The sequence below is a fragment of the Aquabacterium sp. genome (assembly GCF_036273115.1).
Taxonomy (GTDB): Bacteria; Pseudomonadota; Gammaproteobacteria; order Burkholderiales; family Burkholderiaceae_C; genus Aquabacterium.
The window spans coordinates 283,237-306,062 of sequence record NZ_DASUIN010000002.1 but is presented as its reverse complement, the minus strand read 5'-3'; the positions used below and the strand labels follow the sequence as shown (position 1 = coordinate 306,062).

21 protein-coding genes are annotated in these 22,826 nt (G+C 62.2%); 7 read left to right on the top strand and 14 right to left on the bottom strand.

The features are described from left to right. Positions 1–22: 22 nt before the first annotated feature. The 6 genes from hisD to VFW72_RS02100 all read right to left on the bottom strand — a co-directional run bounded on the left by hisD (position 23) and on the right by VFW72_RS02100 (position 5,410). Positions 23–1,336, bottom strand: a complete 1,314-nt coding sequence (gene hisD / locus VFW72_RS02125; protein ID WP_329672607.1) for a histidinol dehydrogenase — start codon at positions 1,334–1,336, stop codon at positions 23–25. A 96-nt stretch (positions 1,337–1,432) separates the two neighbouring features. After that, a complete protein-coding gene (gene hisG, locus VFW72_RS02120) occupies positions 1,433–2,071 on the bottom strand; it encodes an ATP phosphoribosyltransferase (protein ID WP_329672606.1) in 639 nt (212 codons plus the stop codon). Next, a complete protein-coding gene (murA, locus tag VFW72_RS02115) occupies positions 2,068–3,366 on the bottom strand; it encodes a UDP-N-acetylglucosamine 1-carboxyvinyltransferase (RefSeq protein WP_329672605.1) in 1,299 nt (432 codons plus the stop codon). The genes hisG and murA overlap by 4 nt, the downstream gene beginning before the upstream one ends. Positions 3,367–3,437: 71 nt before the next feature. Further along, the gene (locus VFW72_RS02110) at positions 3,438–3,689 is read right to left on the bottom strand and encodes a BolA family protein (RefSeq protein WP_329672604.1); all 252 of its coding nucleotides are present in this window, start codon (positions 3,687–3,689) and stop codon (positions 3,438–3,440) included. Positions 3,690–3,722: 33 nt separating this feature from the next. Then, on the bottom strand, positions 3,723–4,487 hold the full coding sequence (locus tag VFW72_RS02105) for an ABC transporter permease (protein WP_329672603.1): 765 nt from the start codon (positions 4,485–4,487) through the stop codon (positions 3,723–3,725). Next, positions 4,484–5,410, bottom strand: coding sequence for an ABC transporter ATP-binding protein (locus VFW72_RS02100; RefSeq protein WP_329672602.1), 927 nt, complete (start codon positions 5,408–5,410; stop codon positions 4,484–4,486). The genes VFW72_RS02105 and VFW72_RS02100 overlap by 4 nt, the downstream gene beginning before the upstream one ends. A gap of 128 nt (positions 5,411–5,538) precedes the next feature. On the opposite strand from VFW72_RS02100, the gene VFW72_RS02095 reads away from it, so the two are divergent. Beyond that, positions 5,539–5,796, top strand: a complete 258-nt coding sequence (locus VFW72_RS02095; RefSeq protein ID WP_329672601.1) for an acyl-CoA-binding protein — start codon at positions 5,539–5,541, stop codon at positions 5,794–5,796. A gap of 54 nt (positions 5,797–5,850) precedes the next feature. Here the strand turns inward: VFW72_RS02095 and VFW72_RS02090 are convergent, their stop codons facing one another. Next, positions 5,851–6,156: a polyhydroxyalkanoic acid system family protein gene (locus tag VFW72_RS02090; RefSeq protein ID WP_329672600.1), complete on the bottom strand. Its 306-nt coding sequence runs from the start codon at positions 6,154–6,156 to the stop codon at positions 5,851–5,853. A 96-nt stretch (positions 6,157–6,252) separates the two neighbouring features. Here VFW72_RS02090 and VFW72_RS02085 point away from each other — a divergent pair, with 96 nt between their 5' ends. Continuing rightward, positions 6,253–7,461: a M20 aminoacylase family protein gene (locus VFW72_RS02085; protein ID WP_329672599.1), complete on the top strand. Its 1,209-nt coding sequence runs from the start codon at positions 6,253–6,255 to the stop codon at positions 7,459–7,461. Here VFW72_RS02085 and fabR read toward each other — a convergent pair. Further along, entirely contained in the window at positions 7,388–8,143 is a 756-nt protein-coding gene (fabR, locus tag VFW72_RS02080) for an HTH-type transcriptional repressor FabR (protein WP_329672598.1), read from the bottom strand. The genes VFW72_RS02085 and fabR overlap by 74 nt on opposite strands. Positions 8,144–8,282: 139 nt before the next feature. Here fabR and VFW72_RS02075 point away from each other — a divergent pair, with 139 nt between their 5' ends. The 3 genes from VFW72_RS02075 (at position 8,283) to VFW72_RS02065 (ending at position 12,876) form a co-directional block, all read left to right on the top strand. Further along, positions 8,283–9,377: a ferredoxin reductase gene (locus tag VFW72_RS02075; protein WP_329672597.1), complete on the top strand. Its 1,095-nt coding sequence runs from the start codon at positions 8,283–8,285 to the stop codon at positions 9,375–9,377. Between the two features lie 3 nt (positions 9,378–9,380). Next, positions 9,381–10,490, top strand: coding sequence for an acyl-CoA desaturase (locus VFW72_RS02070; RefSeq protein WP_329672596.1), 1,110 nt, complete (start codon positions 9,381–9,383; stop codon positions 10,488–10,490). Positions 10,491–10,554: 64 nt separating this feature from the next. Further along, positions 10,555–12,876 carry a DEAD/DEAH box helicase gene (locus VFW72_RS02065; protein ID WP_329672595.1) on the top strand — a complete coding sequence of 774 codons (2,322 nt, stop codon included), beginning with the start codon at positions 10,555–10,557 and terminating at the stop codon, positions 12,874–12,876. Here VFW72_RS02065 and VFW72_RS02060 read toward each other — a convergent pair. Genes VFW72_RS02060 through VFW72_RS02050 form a run of 3 tightly spaced genes read right to left on the bottom strand, consistent with a single transcriptional unit; the run spans position 12,812 to position 14,470 of the window. Next, on the bottom strand, positions 12,812–13,153 hold the full coding sequence (locus VFW72_RS02060; protein WP_329672594.1) for a YkgJ family cysteine cluster protein: 342 nt from the start codon (positions 13,151–13,153) through the stop codon (positions 12,812–12,814). The genes VFW72_RS02065 and VFW72_RS02060 overlap by 65 nt on opposite strands. Continuing rightward, positions 13,150–13,887 carry an RNA ligase family protein gene (locus VFW72_RS02055; protein ID WP_329672593.1) on the bottom strand — a complete coding sequence of 246 codons (738 nt, stop codon included), beginning with the start codon at positions 13,885–13,887 and terminating at the stop codon, positions 13,150–13,152. Before VFW72_RS02055 ends, VFW72_RS02060 begins: the two co-directional genes overlap by 4 nt. Beyond that, complete coding sequence (locus VFW72_RS02050; protein WP_329672592.1) at positions 13,865–14,470, bottom strand: hypothetical protein; 606 nt, start codon at positions 14,468–14,470, stop codon at positions 13,865–13,867. The genes VFW72_RS02055 and VFW72_RS02050 overlap by 23 nt, the downstream gene beginning before the upstream one ends. A 52-nt stretch (positions 14,471–14,522) precedes the next feature. On the opposite strand from VFW72_RS02050, the gene VFW72_RS02045 reads away from it, so the two are divergent. Together VFW72_RS02045 and VFW72_RS02040 are read left to right on the top strand one after the other, a co-directional pair. Next, positions 14,523–16,295: an AAA family ATPase gene (locus VFW72_RS02045; RefSeq protein ID WP_329672591.1), complete on the top strand. Its 1,773-nt coding sequence runs from the start codon at positions 14,523–14,525 to the stop codon at positions 16,293–16,295. Next, positions 16,279–17,049, top strand: coding sequence for a general secretion pathway protein GspB (locus tag VFW72_RS02040; protein ID WP_329672590.1), 771 nt, complete (start codon positions 16,279–16,281; stop codon positions 17,047–17,049). The genes VFW72_RS02045 and VFW72_RS02040 overlap by 17 nt, the downstream gene beginning before the upstream one ends. A gap of 14 nt (positions 17,050–17,063) precedes the next feature. On the opposite strand, the gene modD is transcribed toward VFW72_RS02040, so the two are convergent. The 3 genes from modD to cphA (VFW72_RS02025) all read right to left on the bottom strand — a co-directional run bounded on the left by modD (position 17,064) and on the right by cphA (VFW72_RS02025) (position 22,822). Beyond that, positions 17,064–17,915, bottom strand: coding sequence for a ModD protein (gene modD, locus VFW72_RS02035; protein ID WP_329672589.1), 852 nt, complete (start codon positions 17,913–17,915; stop codon positions 17,064–17,066). A 105-nt stretch (positions 17,916–18,020) separates the two neighbouring features. Next, complete coding sequence (gene cphA / locus VFW72_RS02030; protein ID WP_329672588.1) at positions 18,021–20,588, bottom strand: cyanophycin synthetase; 2,568 nt, start codon at positions 20,586–20,588, stop codon at positions 18,021–18,023. A gap of 35 nt (positions 20,589–20,623) precedes the next feature. Beyond that, on the bottom strand, positions 20,624–22,822 hold the full coding sequence (gene cphA, locus VFW72_RS02025) for a cyanophycin synthetase (protein ID WP_329672587.1): 2,199 nt from the start codon (positions 22,820–22,822) through the stop codon (positions 20,624–20,626). Between the last annotated feature and the right edge of the window lie 4 nt (positions 22,823–22,826).

Genomic DNA, 22,826 nt, shown 5'->3' with positions numbered 1-22,826 from the left:
CTTGGTGGGCTCGGGGCGTGGCTTACTTCTTCAGACGGAACTCAGCCGCTTGGGCGTGGGCTTGCAGGCCCTCGCCGTAGGCCAGCACGGCGGCGGTTTTGCCCAAAATCTGGGCACCGGCTTCGCTGACTTCGATCAGGCTGGAGCGCTTCTGGAAGTCGTACACACCCAAAGGCGACGAGAACCGCGCGGTGCCGGAGGTGGGCAGCACGTGGTTGGGGCCCGCGCAATAGTCACCCAAGGACTCAGAGGTGTAGGCGCCCAGGAAGATGGCGCCCGCGTGCTTGAGCAAAGGCTCCCACTTGTGGGGTTCGTTGCTGCTGACTTCGAGGTGCTCGGGGGCAATGCGGTTGCTGATGTCGCAAGCCTCTTCCATGTTGCGCGTCAGGATCAAAGCGCCACGGCCTTCCAGCGAAGCGCGGATGATGTCCGCACGAGGCATGGTAGGCAGCAAACGGTCGATTTCGGCTTGCACCTTGGCGATGTAGTCTGCATCGGGGCACAGCAGGATGCTTTGCGCCAACTCATCGTGCTCAGCCTGACTGAACAAGTCCATGGCCACCCAGTCGGGCGGTGTGGAGCCATCGGCCAACACCAAAATTTCAGAGGGGCCCGCAATCATATCGATGCCCACCTGGCCAAACACGTGCTTTTTGGCGCTGGCCACATAGGCATTGCCCGGCCCGGTGATCTTGTCCACTTTCGGGACGGTGGCCGTGCCATAGGCCAAGGCGGCCACGGCTTGCGCGCCACCAATGGTGAAGGCGCGGGTCACGCCGGCCACATAGGCGGCAGCCAGCACGAGCGGGTTCTTTTCGCCGCGAGGCGTGGGCACCACCATGATGATTTCGCCCACACCGGCCACATGAGCAGGAATGGCGTTCATCAACACCGACGACGGGTAAGCGGCCTTGCCGCCGGGCACATAAATACCCACGCGATCCAGCGGGGTCACCTTCTGGCCCAGCAAGGTACCGTCTTCATCGCGATACGACCAGCTCAAACCACAGGCCTGCTTCTGGCGCTCGTGATAGGACCGCACGCGAGCAGCCGCGCTTTCCAGGGCGGTGCGCTGCTCTGCAGGCAAGCTATCGAAAGCGGCTTTGAGCTCGGCTTGGCCCAACTCCAAAGCGGCCATGCCATCGACTTGCAGATGATCGAATCGGCCTGTGTACTCGAGCACGGCCGCGTCGCCGCGCAAGCGGACATCGGCCAGGATGGCGGCCACGCGGTCTTCGATGGCCGAATCCGTCTCGGCCGACCAATGCAGCACCTTCTGGAAAGCGGCATCGAAGTCAGGCTGAGCGGTGGAGAGGTGGCGAATCTGGACTGTCATGGCAGTAAGGATCTCAGAAATCAGGGGACACGCGGCGGCGAAGTCGATGGTTTGTGACTACCACCGCCATAGCATCTCAAGAAAGCGAGGCCAGCATCAAGCAGGAATGGCTGACTCGAATGCCTGGATCAGGGCACGGATGGGCTCGCGCTTGAGCTTGAGCGAAGCCTGGTTCACCACCAGACGCGAACTGATGTTCATGATTTGCTCGACTTCAACCAGCTTGTTGGCCTTCAGGGTGCTGCCGGTGGACACCAGATCCACGATCGCATCAGCCAGACCAGTCAGCGGCGCCAGTTCCATCGAGCCGTACAGCTTGATCAAATCGACGTGAACGCCCTTGTTGGCAAAGTGCTCGCGCGCAATGGTGGTGTACTTGGTCGCCACACGAATACGCGACCCTTGTTTCACCGCCGCTTCGTAGTCGAAATCAGCGCGCACAGCCACGCTCATGCGGCACTTGGCGATGTTCAGGTCGAGCGGTTGGTAAAGGTTGTCGCCGCCGTGCTCGATGAGGACATCCTTGCCGGCCACGCCGATATCGGCGCCGCCGTGCTCCACATAGGTGGGCACGTCGGTCGCGCGAACCAGCACCACGCGCACATCGTCGCGGTTGGTACCGAGAATCAGCTTGCGCGACTTTTCAGGGTCTTCGGTCACGGTGATACCGGCCGCGGCCAACAGAGGCAAGGTTTCCTCAAAGATGCGGCCTTTGGAGAGTGCGAGTGTGATCATGCTTTCACCCGTTCGATGTCAGCGCCAATGGCGCGCAGCTTGGCTTCCATGCGGTCATAGCCACGGTCCAAGTGATAGATGCGGTCGACCAGGGTCTCGCCTTCGGCAACCAGACCGGCAATGACCAGGCTGGCAGAGGCGCGCAGGTCGGTGGCCATCACGGTGGCACCAGACAATTTCTCGACTCCGGTGACCACGGCGCTGTGGCCGTCGACGGCGATCTTGGCGCCCAGGCGGATCAGCTCGTTGACGTGCATGAAGCGGTTTTCAAAAATGGTTTCGTGAATGACCGCGGTCCCTTCGGCGACACAGTTCAGCGCCATGAACTGCGCCTGCATGTCGGTAGGGAACGCCGGGTATTCGCGAGTGCGGAAGCCCACTGCTTTCGGACGAGCGTCGGCCTTCACACGGATCCAGTCTGGGCCTGACTCAACAGACACGCCGGCTTCACGCAGTTTTTCGATCACGGCCTCAAGGTGCTCGGCATTGGCCTTGCGCAGAGTGACATCGCCCCCCGCTGCGCCCACGGCGCACAGGAAGGTGCCGGTTTCAATGCGATCCGGAATGATGTGGTGAGCCTGCTCACCCTTCAAACCATGCAGCTTGTCGACGCCTTGGATGCGGATGCGGCTGGTGCCATGCCCTTCGATCTTGGCGCCCATGGCAATCAGCATATGGGCCAGATCGATGATCTCAGGCTCTTGGGCGGCGTTTTCGAGAATGGTTTCGCCCTCGGCCAACGCCGCGGCCATCAGGAAGTTTTCAGTGCCGGTCACGGTGACCATGTCGGTCGTGATGCGGGCGCCTTTCAGACGCGTGGGCTGACCGTTGGCGTCGAGCGGCGTGCGGGCTTCAATGTAGCCATGCTCGACGGTGATCTGGGCACCCATGGCTTGCAAGCCCTTGATGTGCTGATCGACCGGGCGAGAACCGATGGCGCAACCGCCCGGCAGCGACACGCGGGCACGGCCAAAACGCGCCAACAGCGGCCCCAGCACCAGGATCGAGGCGCGCATGGTTTTGACCAGCTCGTAAGGCGCCTCGGGGTTGTTCACCTTGCCAGCATCCAAGGTGACGACATTGGGGTCGTCGCCGTGGCGTTCGGACACCACGCCCATATTGGCCAGCAACTTGAAGGTGGTGGACACGTCCTGCAATTGAGGCACGTTGACCAGCGTGACCGGCTCGGCGCTGAGCAAGGCCGCGCAGAGGTCAGGCAAGGCAGCGTTCTTGGCACCAGAGATCGTCACTTCGCCTTGCAGGCGACGACCGCCACGAATCAGGAGTTTGTCCATGAAAAAACAAAGGGCACGAGGCCGCCGCTAGGCTGGCATCGCGCCGAAGTCAAAAGTAAAACAAGCCGGATTCAAGCGCCAGACTGAGCGGCCCATTCGGCCGGGGTCAGGGTCTTCATCGACAAAGCGTGAATCTGAGCCCGCATTCTATCGCCCAGGGCCTGGTAAACGCGCTGATGACGCGCAACTCGACTCTTGCCGTCGAATTCTGCCGAAACGATGGTGGCGAAAAAGTGCTGGCCATCGCCTTCCACCACCAGGTGGGAGCAAGGCAGGCCGTCAGCGATGTATTGCCGTACTTCGGCAGGTGTGGGATCAGCCATCTGAGACTTTCGAAAATAAGAACAAGAAAACGATCAATGACGGATTTTGTAGCCCGTTTTCAGCAAATGCAGCGCCAAAGCCGACACAGCCACGACAGCCAGTGACACGATCACCAGGCTCTCCCAGGGGCTGACATCGCTGACACCGAAGAAACCACAACGGAAACCGTCGATGAGGTAGAAAAATGGGTTGATGCGGGACACCGCATGCCAGAAGTCAGGCAGCGAATGCACTGAGTAAAACACGCCCGACAAAAAGGTCATGGGCACGATGACGAAGTTCTGGAACATGGCCATCTGATCGAATTTTTCGGCCCACAAGCCCGCGATCAGTCCCAATGCGCCCAACAGAATGCCCCCGAGAACCGCGAACACCACGATCCACCACCACTGGGCCAGCCCCGGCCAGGCGAACCACGAGGTCACCGCAAACACGCCCAGACCCACAGCCAAGCCCCGCACCAGCGAGGCTCCCACGTAGGCCACAAACCAGGCACGGTGCGACAAAGGGGTCAGCAGAACAAACACGAGGTTGCCGGTGATCTTGCTTTGAATGAGCGAGGAGGAACTGTTGGCGAACGCGTTTTGCAGCACGCTCATCATGACCAACCCGGGAACGAGGAAGCGGGTGTAGCCCACGCCGCTGAATACCTGCACATGGTCTTCCAGCACATGCCCGAAGATCAGCAGATACAGGATGGCCGTGAGCACCGGCGCCCCCACCGTCTGGGCACTGACTTTCCAGAATCGCAGGATTTCCTTGTAAAGAAGGGGCCGCGCCCCGGCGAATAGGCTCATGCTTGCACCTCGCGATCCAGTTTCTGGCCATGCATGATGTTGAGGAAGATGTCTTCCAGATCCGCCCGCCCCATCTCCAGGTCCTCCACCTGACACCCTCCTTGACGCAAGCGCCCCAGGATGGATTCGACCTCTGCCGCATCGCGCGCAGGCAACTGCACGATGCGCCCAGTCACACGCGCATGCGCCGCGAGGTCAACAGGCAAAGTCTGGTCGGTTTTGAAACGCAGCATGGTGCTGGCGGTGCCAGCCAGCAGATTGGACATCTTGTCGAGCGCCACCAATTGGCCTTGCTTGATCATGGCAATGCGGTGGCACAGGGCCTCGGCCTCTTCCAGGTAGTGGGTGGTCAACAAAACGGTGTGACCTTGCTTGTTGAGCTGGGCAATGAACTGCCACAAGGTTTGGCGCAATTCGACATCGACCCCGGCCGTGGGCTCATCCAGCACGATGACCCGAGGGCGGTGCACCAGGGCCTGCGCCACCAGCACACGCCGCTTCATGCCCCCCGACAGCTGGCGCATATTGGCATCAGCCTTGTCGGTTAGCCCCAGGTGCTGCAGCAACTCGTCGATCCAGTCGTCGTTACGGCGTAGCCCAAAGTAGGCGCTTTGAATGCGCAAGGTTTCGCGCACGGAAAAAAACGGATCGAACACCAGCTCTTGCGGCACCACACCCAGCGCTTGCCGGGCCTTGGCGTAGTCGCGCACCACATCGAAACCACAAACAGAAACCTGACCGGAGGTGGCATGACTGAGGCCGGCCAGGATGCTGATCAGCGTGGTCTTGCCTGCGCCGTTGGGCCCCAGCAAGCCGAAGAACTCCCCCTCTTCGATGTCGAAGGACACCCCTTTGAGCGCATGCAAAGGGCGGCCGCCGGGGTGGAAGGTTTTGGCGACGCTGTGAAATGAGACCGCTTTCATGGGGTCTGCATTGTAGAGAGGGTGTCACGCCCCCGCTTTAAGGGGGCCTTATATCAACACAAACCCTGAGTCGCGCAGTACGATTGCCGCCGACTTTCTGTTCGAGACCGCGCACCGAGGAGACAATCTTGTCCGATTTGAACGCTCGCTTTGAGCAGGCTGTGGCTGAATCCAAGCTGCTGCCCTCCAAGCCTGATAACAACACTCTCTTGAAGATTTATTCGCTGTTCAAGCAAGCCACCACGGGCGATGTGCAGGGCGAGCGCCCTGGTTTCACCGACTTCGTCGGCCGCGCCAAGTACGATGCGTGGGCTGACCTGAAGGGCCAGAGCCTGGATCAGGCCAAGCAAACGTACATCGACCTGATCGAATCGCTGAAGAAGTAAACTCAAGCGGCGGAATCAAAGCCCCTGCCCGGATCGGGTCAGGGGCTTTTTTTATCAGCCTTGGCCGCCAGCCTTTTCCAGCAAACGGGTCAGATTCTTGTCGATTTCGGCTTCGATCATGGGCTTGAGGGCCTTCATCATCATGCCGAGCTTGGCTTCGAGTTCGAGGGCGTCGCCACGCACCTTCATGACGCCGGTGACACCCGAGCGTTCAAACTTGATCTGGTCTTCGGTTTCACCCGAAACCAGCGAACAGGTCAGCCCCATTTTCTGGGCGGCACCTTCCATCCACTTGTTGGCCAGTTCACGGGCAGCGGGCAAACCAAGGGAATGAGGGCGAGAAATATTGATGTCAGCCATGATGAAATCTCAGGTGAATTGAACTGCGGGCCGCAGTGTAGCGCCGAGCCGCCGCAGTAAGATGTCGTGGCTCCATATAAAGGGCTTGCTCACGCCATGTCTGCTGACACTTTGAACCCTTCCTTGCCCGAATTGCTGGCACTCAGCCCCGGCATCGCCGCACTGCGGCGCGACATCCACGCACACCCCGAACTGTCTTTCGAAGAAATCCGCACGGCGGATCTGGTCGCGCAGCAACTGGCTTCGTGGGGCATTGAGGTGCATCGAGGACTGGGCAAAACCGGTTTGGTCGGCGTGATTCAGGGACGACCAGGCGCCCGATCGATTGGCTTGCGCGCGGACATGGATGCCTTGCCCATCACTGAGCACAACCGCTTTGCTCACGCCAGCAAGCACGCCGGCAAGATGCACGCCTGTGGACACGATGGCCACACGGCCATGCTGCTGGCAGCAGCCCAATACTTGGCTGCCCATCGTGATTTCGCCGGCACCGTCTATCTGGTCTTTCAGCCAGCGGAGGAAGCTGGCGGCGGTGCAGCCACCATGATGGCTGACGGCCTGTTCACCCGCTTCCCCATGGACGCGATTTTCGGCATGCACAACTGGCCCGGCATGGCTGCAGGCCAGTTCGCCATCAAGCCCGGCCCCTGTTTTGCCTCCAGCAACGAGTTTCAGATCACGATTCGAGGCAAGGGCTGCCATGCAGCCATGCCGCACCTGGGCATAGACCCTGTTCCCGTGGCCTGCCAGATGGTGCAAGCATTCCAGACGATTGTGTCGCGCAATGTGCGCCCGATCGATACGGGCGTGATTTCGACCACCATGATTCAGGCTGGTGAAGCCACGAACGTGATTCCCGACTATGTGACGGTGCAAGGCACGGTGCGCACGTTCACCACCGAAGTGCTGGACCTGATCGAGGAGCGCATGCGAGCGGTTGCCCAACACACCTGCGCAGCCTATGGCGCCAGTTGCGAGTTCGTGTTCCAGCGCAACTACCCGCCCACGGTGAACCACCACGACGAGTCCGAGTTCGTGCGCAAAGTGATGGTCGAGGTGGTCGGGGCCGACAATGTATTGGTGTTCGAACCCACCATGGGCGCTGAAGACTTCAGCTATTACCTGCAGGAAAAGCCGGGCGCCTATTTCCTCATTGGCAATGGCGACGGCACCCACCGCGAAGGGGGACACGGCTTGGGGCCGTGCATGCTGCACAACCCCAGCTACGACTTCAACGACCAGCTGATTCCGCTGGGGGCAACCCTGTGGGTGAAGCTGGTGCAACGCTGGCTGGCTCAGGCTTGATCACGACGGGCTCGACTGCGGCACGACCGGCCAGTTCGGGGCGCGCAGCCAAGGTCTGCGTGCCCACAATGATCATGCGAAGCATCAGTTCCAACTGATCCGCCCACTCGGCGTGCTTTTCATCTGGCAAATCCATGGCGGTGGTGCCCATGGCAAACACCAGGCGGGTGATGGCCTTGGCCGTGACCGCCGGCTCGTACAAACCGGTGCGATTCGCTTGCGCCAGACGAATCAGGTCCTGACGCAATTCATCTTCAAACGAGAGCAACTCCCGCTCCACAGCCTGCTTGTAGGCGTCTGAACCGACCGTGCCCTCACGCAGCAGCATGTGCAAAAGCTTGTCGTCTGAACGCAGTTGCCGCATGAAGGCTTCCACCGAGCCTCGCACCACGCTTTGCCCTGAATTGGCACGGTGGCGCGCTTCGCCAATGATGCGACGCAAGGACCGCCCTGCCCGATCGATCAGTGCCACCGCCAGCTCGTCCATGTCTCGGAACTGACGATAGAAGCTATTGGGCGCGATGCCGGCTTCACGCGCCACTTCGCGCAAACTGAGGGTGGACACACTGCGGTGTGGCCCGACGAGCTTGAGCGCAGCCTCAATGATGTCCTCGCGGGAGATCACAGGCTTACGGCCCAACGGCACAGCGCGGTCACGCAAAGGAGCAGGCGGCGTATTCACAGACGATCCAGCAGTACTGCAGAAACAAGATGCCCCGCATCATACCGTTACATATTACTATACACGTGTATAGACATTTGTGACTGATTCTCTATAATCGCGCCCATTGCGTGACGCTGGTCACGCCTATGGAGTCACCGTGTCTCGTTCTGCCCCCGGCGCACTGCAGCGTCTGCTCAGTCCCTTCGTCAACCCCGGCACCCTCGATTTCTGGGCGCAGCATCTGCGCTCGAACTGGTCATGGGATCGGCCGCTGGCTACCGTGGTGGCACGCCATGTCGAAGCCCGCGACACCGTGACCCTGACCCTGCGCCCCAACCGTCTGGTGACCTGGCCCAAGCCGGGTCAGCACGTGAACATCAGCGTGGAGGTGGATGGCCGCCGCACCACCCGCAGCTACAGCCCGACCCGCATTGATCGCCGGGCAGGCACGCTGGACATCACGGTCAAGCACATCCCGCAAGGGGCCATGAGCAGCCATCTGTGTCACAACACACAAGCCGGTGACGTGCTCGAAGTGGGCGAGGTGTTCGGCCACATGACCTGGTCGCAAGCACCGTCTGGCAAATGGCTGCTGCTGGCCGCTGGCAGCGGCATCACCCCCATGATCAGCCTGCTGCGCCAGGCGCAGGCATCGGGTAACCAGACCGATGTGACGCTGATTTACGCCGCGCGCCAACGCGCCGATTTGTGCTTCCTCGCAGAACTGCGAGAGATGACTCGCCGCAACCCTGGCTTCAAGCTGCAAATCGTTCTGTCACGCGAGACAGAGTTGCTGAACAGCGAAATCGGCGGGCGCATCGATGCCGCGCTGATTCAATCTCAAGTGCGTGATCTGACTGAGCGTCAGGTGCTGGCCTGCGGCCCCGCCGGCTTTGTGGATACGGCGCGAGCCCTGACCGCTGAAAGCGCTCGCCGGTTTGACGCGGAAGCCTTCACCCCACCCGCTTTGGTCACATCCAGTGACGAAGCGGTCGCGCCTGTGCGTGTGGTGCTGCAACAAAGCGGCCGCACCGTGACCGTCAACAGCGGCGAGCCACTGCTGCCGGCTCTGGAAGCTCACGGACTGCAATTGCCGTTTGGCTGCCGCATGGGTGTGTGCAACACCTGCTCATGCCCCAAGGTGTCTGGCACCACTCGCAATCTGCAAAGTGGCGAACTCGACGCCGAACCCGATACCTCTGTGCGCCTGTGCATCGCCAGCGCGCGTACCGACCTGACTTTGGACATCTGATTCATGACTGCCCCCTCTCCCAAGCACCGGGCGCTGACGCCCGAAGAACTGAACCAGTTCGGCGCTGAAATTGACGCCTTGCGTGACCGTGTTCGTGCCGACCTGGGTGAGCGCGACGTGCGCTATATCCGTGGCGTGATGCGCCTGCAGCGCTGGATGGAAGTAGCTGGCCGCGCCGTTCTGGTGGCATCAGGCTGGTTCCCTCCACTGTGGGTGCTGGGCGCCCTGCTACTCGGTCTGTCCAAGATCATCGAAAACATGGAAGTGGGTCACAACATCATCCATGGTCAGTTTGACTGGACGGGTGACCCGCGCCTGCAAGGCAAGACATACGAGTGGGACATCGTGGGAACAGCCGATAACTGGCGCAAGACCCACAACTTCCGTCATCACACCTACACGAACATCCATGGCATGGACGATGACGTGGGCGGCTACGGCGTGCTGCGCCTGTTCCCGGAACAGAAGTGGCACCCGGCCAATCTGTTCCAGCCCATCTATGCCGTGATCTTCGCGCTGCTGTTCCAATGGGGCGTGGCCATTCAAGACCTGCGCATCGGTCGCTACTTCCTGGGCAAGATCTCGGGCAAGGCTTTGTACCGTCAGGCCAAGCCCACCTTGACCAAAGCTGGCCGTCAGTTGGTCAAAGACTACGTGATCTTCCCACTGCTGGCAGGCCCCTTCTTCCTGCCGGTTTTCCTGGGCAACCTGGCTGCCAATGGCATCCGCAATCTGTGGACCTACTCGATCATTTTCTGCGGCCACTTCACGGACACGGTGGAAACCTTCCCCCGTAGCGTCTTGAAGAACGAAACCCGCGCGCACTGGTATCTGCGTCAGATTCGTGGTTCGTCCAACCTGCGTGGCGGCAAGATCCTGAATCTGCTGTCTGGCAACCTGAGCTTCCAGATCGAACACCACCTGTTCCCTGACCTGCCCGCCAACCGCTACGTGGAGATGGCACCCGAGATTCAGGAAATCTGCAAGCGGTATGGCCAGTACTACAGCAACGGCTCATTCACCCGCCAGTTCTCGACCGTGATCTGGCGCATTGTTCGCCACGCGTTCCCCAGCCAACCTCGCCAGCGCACCGAAGACCTGGTTCTGGAATAAGCCTTCCGACCTGCGCTGAAGCGCCTGCACCTGCGGGTGGCATTGCGGTCACAATGTGGCCTCGATGCCACCCGTTTCTCCTTCTGCGCCTCGCCCGACCTCCTCTCCACGCACGGAACCCGTGTGGCGCATGACCCTGCGCACGCTGAACCGCGGCGATGGTTTGCTGGGCATGGCCCCTTTTGACAAAGTCGGGCCACGCGGCAACGAGGTCACGGTGGTTGAGATCGAACCAGAGGCACCCTATCTGGCCCTGCAACTGGGCCTGGTTCGTGTGCCGCATTCGGCCTTGCAATGGCGCAGCGAAGAACTGGCCAGACAGGCTCGCCGAGAAGGCCGCCAGTGGTGGACCCTGACACGCGAGGATGACTTTGCCGAGTTTTGCGCCGAGCACCTTCCCGAACTGAAGGAACGGGGCTGGCACATAGAGCTGGCCCCGGGGTTTGCCCACCACCCACAAGACGCGGAGGGTTGGCGCATTCAGGTCAGCCCCTTGGCTTTGCCCGGCCGACAAGGCTCGTGGTTGGTGACCATGGGCGTGATGCTGGACGGCGAGCGGCTGGACCTGGCCCCCCTGCTGGCTGACCTGATCAAACGGGATGCCCGCTGGCTGGATGCGCGTGCCGTGGCCGCCATGGAAGATGACGCGACCGTGCTGCTGCGTGCGCCGGGCGGCAAGCGCATCCCGGCGCAGGCGGGCCCGATCAAGGCCATCGTCAGCCAGATGCTGGAGTTGCTGCTCGAACCTCTGTACCGAGACTCGGCCTGTGTGGTGTCAGATTGGGATGTGGCTCGCTTGGAGCGGATGCAAGCCGAGTTGCAAACCTCGCTGAGCCACCGGGTTGCAGCCTATGGCCAGTGGCATTGGGATTGCGATGCCCGCCTGTCAGAGCTGATGGCACGATTGCGCCCGCCGCAGGCACTCAACACGCCAGGCGCACCAACAGGGCTGACCATTACCTTGCGCCCCTACCAACAGCAAGGCCTGGCCTGGCTGCAGCATTTGCGTCAAGCCGGCTTGGCCGGCATTCTGGCCGATGACATGGGGCTAGGCAAAACAGCGCAAGCCCTGGCCCATGTGCTGACCGAAAAAGAAGCCGGTCGGCTCACCCGGCCCGCGTTCGTCGTCATGCCCACCTCGCTGGTGTTCAACTGGGTGAATGAGGCACGCCGCATGGTGCCGGATCTGCGCGTGCTGGTGCTGCATGGTGCCGACCGCGATGGCCGACTCGACGAGATCGATCACGCCGACCTGATCATCAGCACCTACCCGCTGATCTGGCGCGACATCGACAAGCTCAAGGCGATTCGGTTTCACTTGCTGATTCTGGACGAAGCGCAAACCGTGAAGAACCCGCGCAGCCGCAGTGCCCTGGCCTTGCGCGAACTACAGGCCACACACCGCCTGTGCCTGACTGGCACCCCCATGGAAAATCACCTGGGTGAACTGTGGGCGCAGTTCGACTTCCTGATGCCAGGCTTCCTGGGCGATGCCGGCACCTTCCAACGCCGTTGGCGCGACCCGATTGAAAAGAACGGCGAAACCCTGCGGGCGCAGTTGCTCGCGCAACGCATTCGCCCCTTTGTGCTGCGCAGGCGCAAAGAAGAGGTGGCCACCGAACTGCCCGCCAAGACCGAGATCGTCACGCGCCTGCGTTTGACCGGCTTACAGCGCGATCTGTACGAAAGCGTGCGCGTGGCCGCCGACGATTTCGTGCGCCGAGCCCTTACCCGCCAGGGCTTTGCAGGCTCGCAAATCACCATTCTGGATGCGCTGCTGAAACTACGCCAGGTGTGCTGCGACCCCTATTTGCTCAAGGGCCGCCACCTCCCTGCGCGCATGGAACGCGTGAAGTTGCACTGGTTGCTCGACACCCTGCCCGAGCTCGTTGCCGAGGGCCGCCGCGTGCTGGTCTTTTCGCAGTTCGCCCAGATGCTGCAGATCGTGGCGGCCGAACTGCAGCAGATCGGACAAACCGCGCTGCTGCTGACAGGCGACACGCCCACAGCAGAGCGGGCTCGCATCATTGATCGTTTCCAGGGCGAGCTGTGTCCCCTGCTGCTGATCAGCCTGAAGGCCGGTGGCGTGGGCCTGAACCTGACGGCTGCTGACACCGTCATCCACATCGACCCATGGTGGAACCCGGCTGTCGAGCGCCAGGCCACCGACCGCGCCCACCGCATCGGGCAGGACAAGCCGGTGTTCGTTTACAAGCTGGTGGTGGAAGGCAGCATTGAAGACCGCATCCAAACGCTGCAGCAGCGCAAATCAGATCTGGCCGATGCCGTTCTGGGGTCCGATCACAGCGGCCCCAGCTGGTTCACACCGGAAGATCTGGATGACCTGCTGGCACCGCTGGCAGGCCATGGGCCAAGCGGGCCTTGATGCACTGCGCATCACCCAATTCGACCTCCTTGCAAGTGGACGAGCGCAAGGGATAAATACCGCAAGACACCGACTGCCCGACCTGCCCCTCCAGAGCGACACACCGAACCGGATGGGTTCGCGTGCCCCTCATGCACCGCAAGTGCGGCGAGACGGGTTCCGTCAAAGCGACGGGCACGGAGCCACCGGGCGCATCGCTGGCTTCAGCCCAATAAAAGGAGACCCGGAACGTCGCACAACAGGCGCCACAGGTCTGACAAGGATGCAGATCACTCATTCCCAGCTGATCCGGTTCCACTGCAAGGCGCGGCTGCGCCAATGCTCTTCAATGCTTTGAACGAAATCGGGGCGAACCAGCTTGGCGCGCTGCAAGAGCCAGTCCTCGTCTTCGTATCGAATCACCACCCCTTCCAGATTGCCCTGGCGATAGTGGCTGCTCTTTTCCTTCACCCATTGAGTCAAGGCGGGCAAGTCAGTCAAGCCACGGCTGACACGTGGCACCACCTTGACGCCCAATTTGTCGGCCAGTTCATTGCGCCTGCGGGTGCTCCAGAAACGTTGCTCCCGGCGGTCATACACATCAAAGGCCATGAACCAGTCGGGCAAGGTGTCGTAGTCGAGTGAGTGCTGGGCCGCACACCACTCACCGAACAGCATGAGATGGCTGCCCAGGGCATCGAACAACTCATCTTCGCGCGAGGCCAGCCATTCATCAAGGCGAGAGAACTGCCCGCCATAAGGGCGATTCAAATACTGCCCGCGGTTCTGGACATGAAGCACCGCTTCGTGCGAGAACGAAATACCCATGTTGGCACCGTCGAGCTTTTCTTCCACCACCACTTCGTGCGCCAGCAGGGCCTTGGCTTCATCGATCGACAAGACCTTGTCATCACGCGGCTGCCCTTGCGCCAACCAGGCGATGTGCGGGGTATGAGGAAAGCGAAAAAATTCGGTCATCGACTTACCTGAATCCATGCGCCCGTTGAATTCAACGGGGCGATTTGTTGTCATGAAATGCGGCAATGGTGCGGGGGCACAGGAACTGCACCTTCACACCATGATCGCGCAAGGCTGCAGCCCAGTCCAGCCATTTGGAATCAGTGGCCTGCCAGATGGCAGGGTGCTCCGGATGCGCCACCGCCAAGGCCACAAACTTGCGGTCAGAGAGGTCAAAGGCATTGAGCCGCTCGTCGACCGGAAAGTGGGTAAAGCGGCCTGATTCGTCTTGTGGCAACTCAAGCAGATCGACCCGAGCCGGGTTGTTTTGCTCGTGCAACAGCCAGCGCAAGAAGACGTCACCCACTCCCTGGCCATCACTGGCGTGGGTCTTGTGCAGGTATTCGCCCAGCACAGCATGCCCGGCATCCAGTGCCACACGCCCGGTTTGCATGAGGGCTTGCAACCAACGCGAACAAATCTGCTGCGCTGCGGAGTCGACGTCTTCGTGTTGACCATTGGCCACCAGGATCACATTGGTGTCAACGATCCAGGTGCCTGTGGCGTCAGGCAGAGGCACACTTTCGCCCTGCTCGGCCGCGTTGGGCACGGAGTACCGACCCGGCCCATGATGGTGTGCATCCTTGCTTGATCCCATACCGATAGTCTACCCATGCCCTCGGGCCGGCAGAACACGCTATTCTTGCGGCATGTACGCGTCATTCTTCGGCCTGAAGCGAGAGCCATTTTCCATCGCACCAGACCCACGCTACCTGTTCATGAGCGAACGCCACCGGGAAGCCCTGGCGCACTTGCTTTATGGGGTCGGCGGGGGCGGCGGTTTTGTGCTGCTGACGGGCGAGATCGGTGCCGGCAAGACCACGGTGTGCCGCTGCTTTTTAGAGCAGATCCCGCGCCGTTGCAATGTGGCCTACATCTTCAACCCCAAGCTGACGGTGCTGGAGCTGCTGCAGTCGGTCTGCCAGGAGTTCCGCATTCCCTGTGAAGACCTGGACCCGGCGCAAGCCACGGTCAAGGCTTACCTGGATCGCCTCAACGAGTTCCTGTTGCGCACCCACGCCGTGGGCCAGAACAATGTGCTGATCATCGACGAGGCACAGAATCTTTCGTCAGACGTGTTGGAGCAACTGCGCTTGCTGACCAACCTCGAGACCAGCGAACGCAAGCTGCTGCAAATCATTTTGATCGGCCAACCTGAATTGCGTGAGATGCTGGCGCGCCCCGAACTGGAACAGCTGGCGCAGCGTGTGATTGCCCGCTTTCATCTGGAAGCCTTGTCCGAGGCCGAAACAGGCCAATACATCGCCCACCGCCTAGGCGTGGCCGGGCTCAAAGCCGGCACATTGTTTGATGCGGCAGCGGTGCGTCGCATTCATCAGGTAACCCGAGGGGTGCCTCGCCGCATCAACCTGCTATGCGACCGGGCCTTGCTCGGGGCTTACGCCACAGGCAAGCCCGTCGTCAGCGAGGACATCGTGGTGCAAGCCGCCCGCGAGGTATTTGAACTGCAACCGGGCAAGCTCCTCGGGCCGGCCACGCGGGCGCACCGCTCGCCCGGCAAATGGCTCGGGTTCCCGAAAAGGCTGCGCTTGCCGGGCTGGCCCTGGCTGGCTGCAGGCACGGCATGTGCGGTGGCCATCGGCATCGGGGCCTGGGGCTCCTTCCAGCACAGCCAGGCGCAGCCCCCTCAAGGCAGCGTGGCCGCGCCTCAGCCTCTGGCCTCTGCCGCATCGTCGGCCACAACGACTTCGTCTTCCCCTTTGGTTGAGACCGCGGCATCAAATCCCGGCACGACAGCCGCCTCCGGCGCGGCCGCAGGTCTGCGCGCGTCGACGCCGACGCCATTCGACTGGTCGGCTGGTTTTGCGCCGGCCCTTCGACAAGAGAAGGACGCTTGGCGACTGCTGGGGCAGCAATGGGGCCTGGTCACCGAAGGGGATGACCCTTGCGTACAGGCAGCCAAGCAACAGCTGGCCTGCTTTCGATCGAACAGCGGCCTCGGGCTGGTCCAGCTGCTCGACCGTCCTGCCGTGCTGACCCTCTTCGACCAGGAAGGCAAGCCCGCCTATGGCTTGCTCGTCGGCTTGTCTGCCCAGCAAGCCCAGGTGCAGATTGGTGATCAAACCCATCGCCTATCCCTGGCCGAACTGTCACGCATGTGGCGGGGTGACTTCGGCACCCTGTGGCAGACACCCGAGGGCTATAAAGGCAAACTGAGCGATGGTCAGTCGGGGCCGGTTGTGGAATGGCTTGCCCAGCAGCTGGCGGTGATCCAGCATGAACCGCCCCCGGTGGGCAAGCAGAAGCTCGACCCGCAATTGAAAGCCCGGCTGCATGCCTTCCAGCTCACCCAGGGCCTGCAGCCCGATGGCGTGGCCGGCCCGACCACTTTCATGCAACTGAACCGCGCCCTGGGCGTGGCCGAACCCCAACTGCAAGGCCCCCATGTCGTACATCCTTGATGCCCTGCGCAAAGCCGACTCGGAACGGGAGCGCGGTGAAGTTCCCGGCCTGCATGCACAACCGCACCTTCCGGCAGTGGGTGAGCCCACGCCTCAGGGCATCAACCGCAAGTTGATCTGGGCCGTGGCCGTGTTGGCTGGCTTGCTCACCGTGACCTTGCTGGTCATGTTCTGGGGCCGCTCCGATTCGGCCGCCCCGACACCTGCCGCTGATGTTGCACCACCACCGCTGGCAATGTCGCAGCAGTCGGTACCAACCGAGCCCATCGCGACGAGCCACAACCAAACCGCCGGACAAGTTCCACCCACGGTGCCGCCAGCCAACACGGCGACGCTGCCTGCCGAGCCCCGGCCTCAGACGGCTGCCATCACGCCACCACCTGGGGTGTTTCCTCCAGTGAACCCGCTCGCTGCACCGCAGCCAACGCCCCCGGCAGCCCCATCAGCCTCGTCTGCCCGCGCGATTCTGGGGGCCGCCCCTCAGGCAACCGCCCCCCCAACTCAGCCGAAGGCAGTCGACGAAGGCCGAATCATGACCGTGCAGGAACTGCCTGAGTCGGTTCGGCGCGAACTGCCCACCATCACGATTGGTGGGGCCATGTACTCTGACACCCCCTCTCAGCGCGTGCTGATCATCAACAGCCAGGTCTTGCACGAGGGCGACAAGATCAACCCGGAACTGAGCCTCGAGCAGATCAAGCTGAAATCGGCGGTCTTCCGCTTCCGCAATTACCGCTACGTCGTCAATTACTGAGGCAACTGGGTCGATCAGGCACTCAACACGCGAGAAAAGCTGGCCTCGATGTCTTTGGGGGGGGCCTGGTACGGCGCAGAGCTAACCAACACATCCGCCCCCGCTTCGGCATAAGCCACCGCGGTGGCTGCCGTCACCCCGCCAGACACCGCCAAGGTCGGATGCAAACGGCTGTTATGCAAGGCCAGCCGGGTCTGGCGAACGCCTTCCGGTGTGAAGCCATCCAATTGCAAGATATCGCTGCCGGCCAACGCAAACGTCATGGCCTCTTCCAGGCTGCTGACCAATGCCACCATCTTGCGCTCGGGTTGCGCCTTGCGCAGGCGACCGACCATGTCGTCCACGCTCGCATCCAGAAAGACGCGGTGCCCGGGGTAAAGCAGCACCCCATCAGACAGCCCCAGCCGGTGAAGCATGCCTCCGCCCGCTTGAACGGCTTTGTAAGACAGCGCTCGCCCACCGGGAAAGGCCTTGCGGGTACAGGCCAAGGGCTGCTGCAGGCCCGCTGCACGCAACTCAGTCACGATGCGAGCCACCTCGCTGGCAATGCCGCTGCTGGATTCGATCAGGGTTTGCGCCGTTTTCCAGGCCAGCATCAGGGCGGCCACCGGGCCTTGCGCCAGCAGCAACTCGGCCTGGGCGAGCACGTGGCGCCCCGATGGGGCGTGAATGTGGGCTGTGGCCCCCGCCAGTTCAAACAGGCGCTGGGCTTCTTCCACCCCGCACACGGTCATAGGCTGGCTGGCGGCAAAGGTCAGGTGCCCCTGCGTACCATTGAGGCCCAGGGCCTGGGTGGTCATGTCGCCATAGGGCGCATCGTCGAGCAATAACTGGCTGAGGGCGGCGTCTGACAAGGACCTGAGCATGACTACCTCGGCATGGGGATCATCCCCACACCAAGGCTACAACGCCTGCTCAGGTTTTGCCAAGGAGGGCCACCCTGATCGCGGCAAAACTTCCCGCAGGAGGCCTCAGCCTTCCTGGGAGCGACGGGCCAGATGCGCCAGCGCTTCTTCGACCTGATCGACCAGCACTAGGCACAGGTCGCCCGGGTTGAGTCGATTCAGAGCGGTATCGATGGCCAGGAACTCGCCGTAGACGTCTTCCACATGCGAAGCCCGAGAGGCTTGCTGCAAGCCTTCACGCAAGAGCTTGAGCACCTCGCCATCGGCGCGACCACGTTGGCAGGCATCCTGGAACAGGATGATGTCGTCGAAGGCCTCGCCCAAAATGGCGGTTTGCTCGCGAATGTCTTCATCTCGACGGTCACCCGCCCCGCTGATCACCACGGAGCGGCGCTTGGCTGGCATGCCTTCGACTGCCGCGACCAGGGCGCGCATGGCATCCGGGTTGTGGCCGTAGTCGGCAATGACCGTGGCGCCACGGAAGTCCATCACGTTGAAACGACCCGGCGCGTTGTCAGCGTCATTGACGAAGCTGGCCACGCCGTTGCGGATGCTGTCCCAATCAATGCCGGCCGCCCAGGCGGCAGCCACCGAGGCCATGACGTTTTCAACCTGGAAGCCGATGGTTCCATTGCGAGTCAGCGGTACGTCGCGCAGTGGAATGCTTTCGCGCCAGCTGCCTTCGGCCGCCACGATGCAGTCGCCGTCAACCGACACGGTACGCTTGCCTTGTGCACGGTGCGCAGTCAGAACCGGATGATGGAAGTCACGCGCAAAGAAAATGACCTGCCCCGGGCACTTGGGCGCCATGGCCGCCACGATGGGGTCGGCGGCGTTGAGTACGGCATACCCCTTCTCGGCCACGTTCATCACGATCACGCGCTTGAGCACGGCCAGCTCTTCCACGGTGGTGATGTAGTTCAGCCCGAGGTGGTCCCCCGCGCCGATGTTGGTCACCACCGCCACCTGGCAGCGATCGAAACCCAAGCCCTCACGCAGCACACCGCCGCGCGCGGTTTCAAACACAGCCGCGTCCACATCGGGGTGCATCAGCACATTGCGAGCGCTCTTGGGGCCGCTGCAATCGCCGCTGTCAATCTGGCGACCGTTGACATACACGCCATCGGTGTTGGTCATTCCCACCCGCAAGCCACTGGTGGCAATGAGGTGCGCGGTCAGTCGTGCGGTGGTGGTCTTGCCGTTGGTACCGGTCACGGCCACCACGGGAATGCGGCCGTCTTCGCCCTGCTTGTAGAGGTGCGAGACCACGGCCTCACCCACATTGCGCCCCTTGCCGTACGACGGCGACAGGTGCATGCGCAAGCCGGGTGCCGCGTTCACTTCCACCACGCCACCGTTCTGGTCCTCCAGGGGGCGGTGCACGCTTTCACACATCACATCCACGCCGCAAATGTCCAGGCCCACAGTCTGGGCCGCCGCAATGGCGCGAGCGGCCACCTCGGGGTGAACGTCGTCGGTCACGTCGGTGGCGGTACCGCCTGTACTGAGGTTGGCGTTGTTGCGCAAGATCACCCGACGCCCCTTTTCCGGAATGGATTCGGGCTGCAGGTCTTGCAGAGCCAGACGGGCAATGGCGATGTCGTCGAATCGGATCTTGGTCAGCGAGGTGGCGTGACCATCACCACGACGGGGATCGGCATTGACCTTTTCAACCAGTTGGCGCACGGTGTGCACGCCATCGCCGATCACGTGGGGCGGGTCGCGTCGCGCGGCAGCGACCAGCTTGTCGCCCACCACGAGCAAGCGGTAGTCGGCCCCAGGCAGGTATTTTTCGACCATGACGGTACCGATTTCGGCAGCCGCCTTGAAAGCGATGGCAAGGTGGTCCTTGTCAACCACGTTCACGGTCACGCCCTTGCCCTGGTTGCCATCTTGAGGCTTCACCACCACGGGCACACCGATTTCACAGGCCACAGCCCAGGCGTCTTCCAGATCGGTCACCGGACGGCCAATCGGCACGGGCACGCCAGCGGCAGCCAGCAAGCGCTTGCACAAGTCCTTGTCTTGCGCAATGGACTCGGCCACAGCGCTGGTGCTGTCGACTTCGGCCGCCCAGATACGGCGCTGCTTGGAGCCCCAGCCAAACTGCACCAGGCTGCCTTTGGTCAGACGACGCCAAGGAATGCCACGGGCTGCGGCGGCCTCCACGATGGAGCCGGTGCTAGGGCCCAGGCGCACGTCTTCATCCAGCTCACGCAACTGGTCCAGCGCCTTGTCGATTTCAAACGAACCACCCGTCAGCGCGGCCTGGATCAGGGCCTCGGCCAGCTCGAAGGCCTGGGTACCGACGTCTTCTTCGCTGTACTCGACCACGACCTGAAACACACCGGACTCCACCGTGGCGGCGGTGCGACTGAAGGTCACAGGACACCCTGCTTGCGCCTGCAGGGCCAGGGCCACGGCTTCGAGCGCATGCGCCAAACCGATCTGCCCAGGGCGCCCATCAGGGCGCAGGGCCCCCATGGAAGGGAACAGCTCGCGCAAGCGCTTTTCAAACCCAGGCAACTGGGCCAGATCGCACTCTTGTGGCGTGCAGGTCACGATGGCCTGGATCGCGGTATGGCGACTCCAGAGGTTGGGGCCTCGCAGGGCCCGGATACGGGAAACTTCCATCAGCGTATCTTTCAAATCTCTCGGCAGACCCACTCTCAACGGGCAGGCTTGGGAGCCTGCTCGCTGGTCTCAATGCCGGCAATGATCAGTTCGGGTGTGATGCCCATGGCCCAGGCGGCTGCCACCACGGCCAGCAAGACCCGCTCTGTTTCGGCCTGACTGGTGGCCTGCACCATCTTCTGAACCGCCGGGCTGTTGACGTGAATACATCGGGTTTCGTAGGCCCCGTTCTGGGCCATGACGATGTGCTGGTCACGCAGGAACACGGCACGTCCCCCAGCGGCGCGGTGTGCCACCACGGCAGGATTCTGGCCATCGACCGCGAAGAAAATGACTTGCCCGTCGCACAGGCTGGCCATTTCGACCAGGCGCTCGTTGTCGGCGTTCAGCACGGCTGTGCCTTCAGGCAAGACCACATCGACCTGGGTGCGCAGCACACGGAACAGCTGCGCTGCATCATTGACGTCGTGTTTGGCCAATTCGGGCGAAGCCTCGAAATCCAGATCGGTGACCACGCCCACCTGGCAGCGGTCGTAGGCCAAACCGTCTTGCAAGATGGACGGGGCCCCGTTTTCCAGCACCACCGCATTGACTTCGCGGTTCATCAGCAGACGATGGCCGGCCGCCCAGGTGGCGCTGTTGGCGCTGTCAACCCGGCGCGAACCCAGGAACAAGCCGCCACGGCAAGCCAGCCCCACATGGCGACCGCTCAACTGCAGCAGCCAGGCCACCAGGCGCGACACCTCCGCCACGCCGCGCGAACCCGCCACACCGATGATGGGGATGCGTCCCGACTCGGTTTCGTCAAACAAGTGATCGACGATGTGCTTGCCAACCGGGCGGGGCAGCCCTTCGGCCGGTTTCAAGTGCATGAGCAAACCGGGGCCGGCGTTCACTTCCACCACGGCGCCCCCCTGCTCCAGCAAGGGGCGGGAGATGTCTTGCGCCACCAGATCAATGCCGGCGATGTCCAGGCCTACGACTCGGGCAGCCAGGCCCACCAGGTAGGCCACGTCGGGATGCACCTCATCGGTGCAATCAATGGCCACGTTGCCGTTGCGCTGAATCAGGACACGCTGGCCTGCGGCCGGAACGGACTCACCGGTCAGGCCCTGGCGCTCCAGCAAGAGACGAATGGCTGGCTCGCGGTCAAGGATGATGGTTTCCAGCGGAAACTCTTCCTCTTCGCCTCGACGCGGGTCGGTGTTGAGTTGCAGGTCGATCAGTCGGGCCACCGAGCTGACGCCGTCGCCAGTCACCCACAGGCTCTCGCCACGCGCGGCCGCCACCACCTTGCCGCCCACCACCAGCAGGCGGTGTTCATCGCCTTTGATGTAGCGCTCGACGATCACGTCGCTGCCTTCGGCATCGGCAATGCCGTAGGCCGTTTCAATGTCGGCTTGCTCGGAGAGCTCCAGCGACACCCCACGGCCGTGGTTGGCGTCAGACGGCTTCACCACCACCGGCAGGCCGATGTCTTGCGCGGCTTCCCAGGCTTCCGCCGGGCTGTTGACCACTTGGCCTTCGGGCACAGGCACGCCAACAGACTTCAGCAGGGACTTGGTCAAATCCTTGTCACCCGCAATGCCTTCGGCGATGGCGCTGGTCAAGTCGCTTTCAGCGGTCCAGATGCGGCGCTGAGCCTTGCCGTACCCCAACTGAACCAGGTTGCCATCATTGAGGCGAATATGGGGAATGCCACGGTCGGCGGCAGCCCCCACGATGGAAGCGGTGCTGGGGCCCAGGTAGCAATCGTCGATCTGGGCGCGGATTCTGGTGACCGCGGCAGTCACGTCAAACGGCTGGTCGTTGATGGCAGACATCAACAGCGCATGCCCTTCGGCCAAAGCCACGCGCGCCACCTGCTCGTCGCGAGCACGGAACACCATGCGGTACACACCATGCTGCGAAGTGCTGCGGGTCTGACCGAAACCTGTGGGCATGCCCGACAGGTTCAGCAACTCGATGACCACGTGTTCGAGGATGTGACCGGCCCAGGTGCCTTCCTGCAGACGCTGGATGAAGCCGCCACGCTCACCCACACCGCAGTGGTGTTCTTCCAGGGCCGGCAACAGCGCAATCAGGCGCTCGTTGAACCCTGGCAGCTTGTTGGACGGGAAGTCTTCCAACTCGCCCAGGTCCAGCCAGACCTCCAGGACGGATCGGTAGGTCCAGATATTGGGGCCGCGTAGGTAATTGATACGCAACAGCTTGATGTCGTTCTTCTGACTCATACCC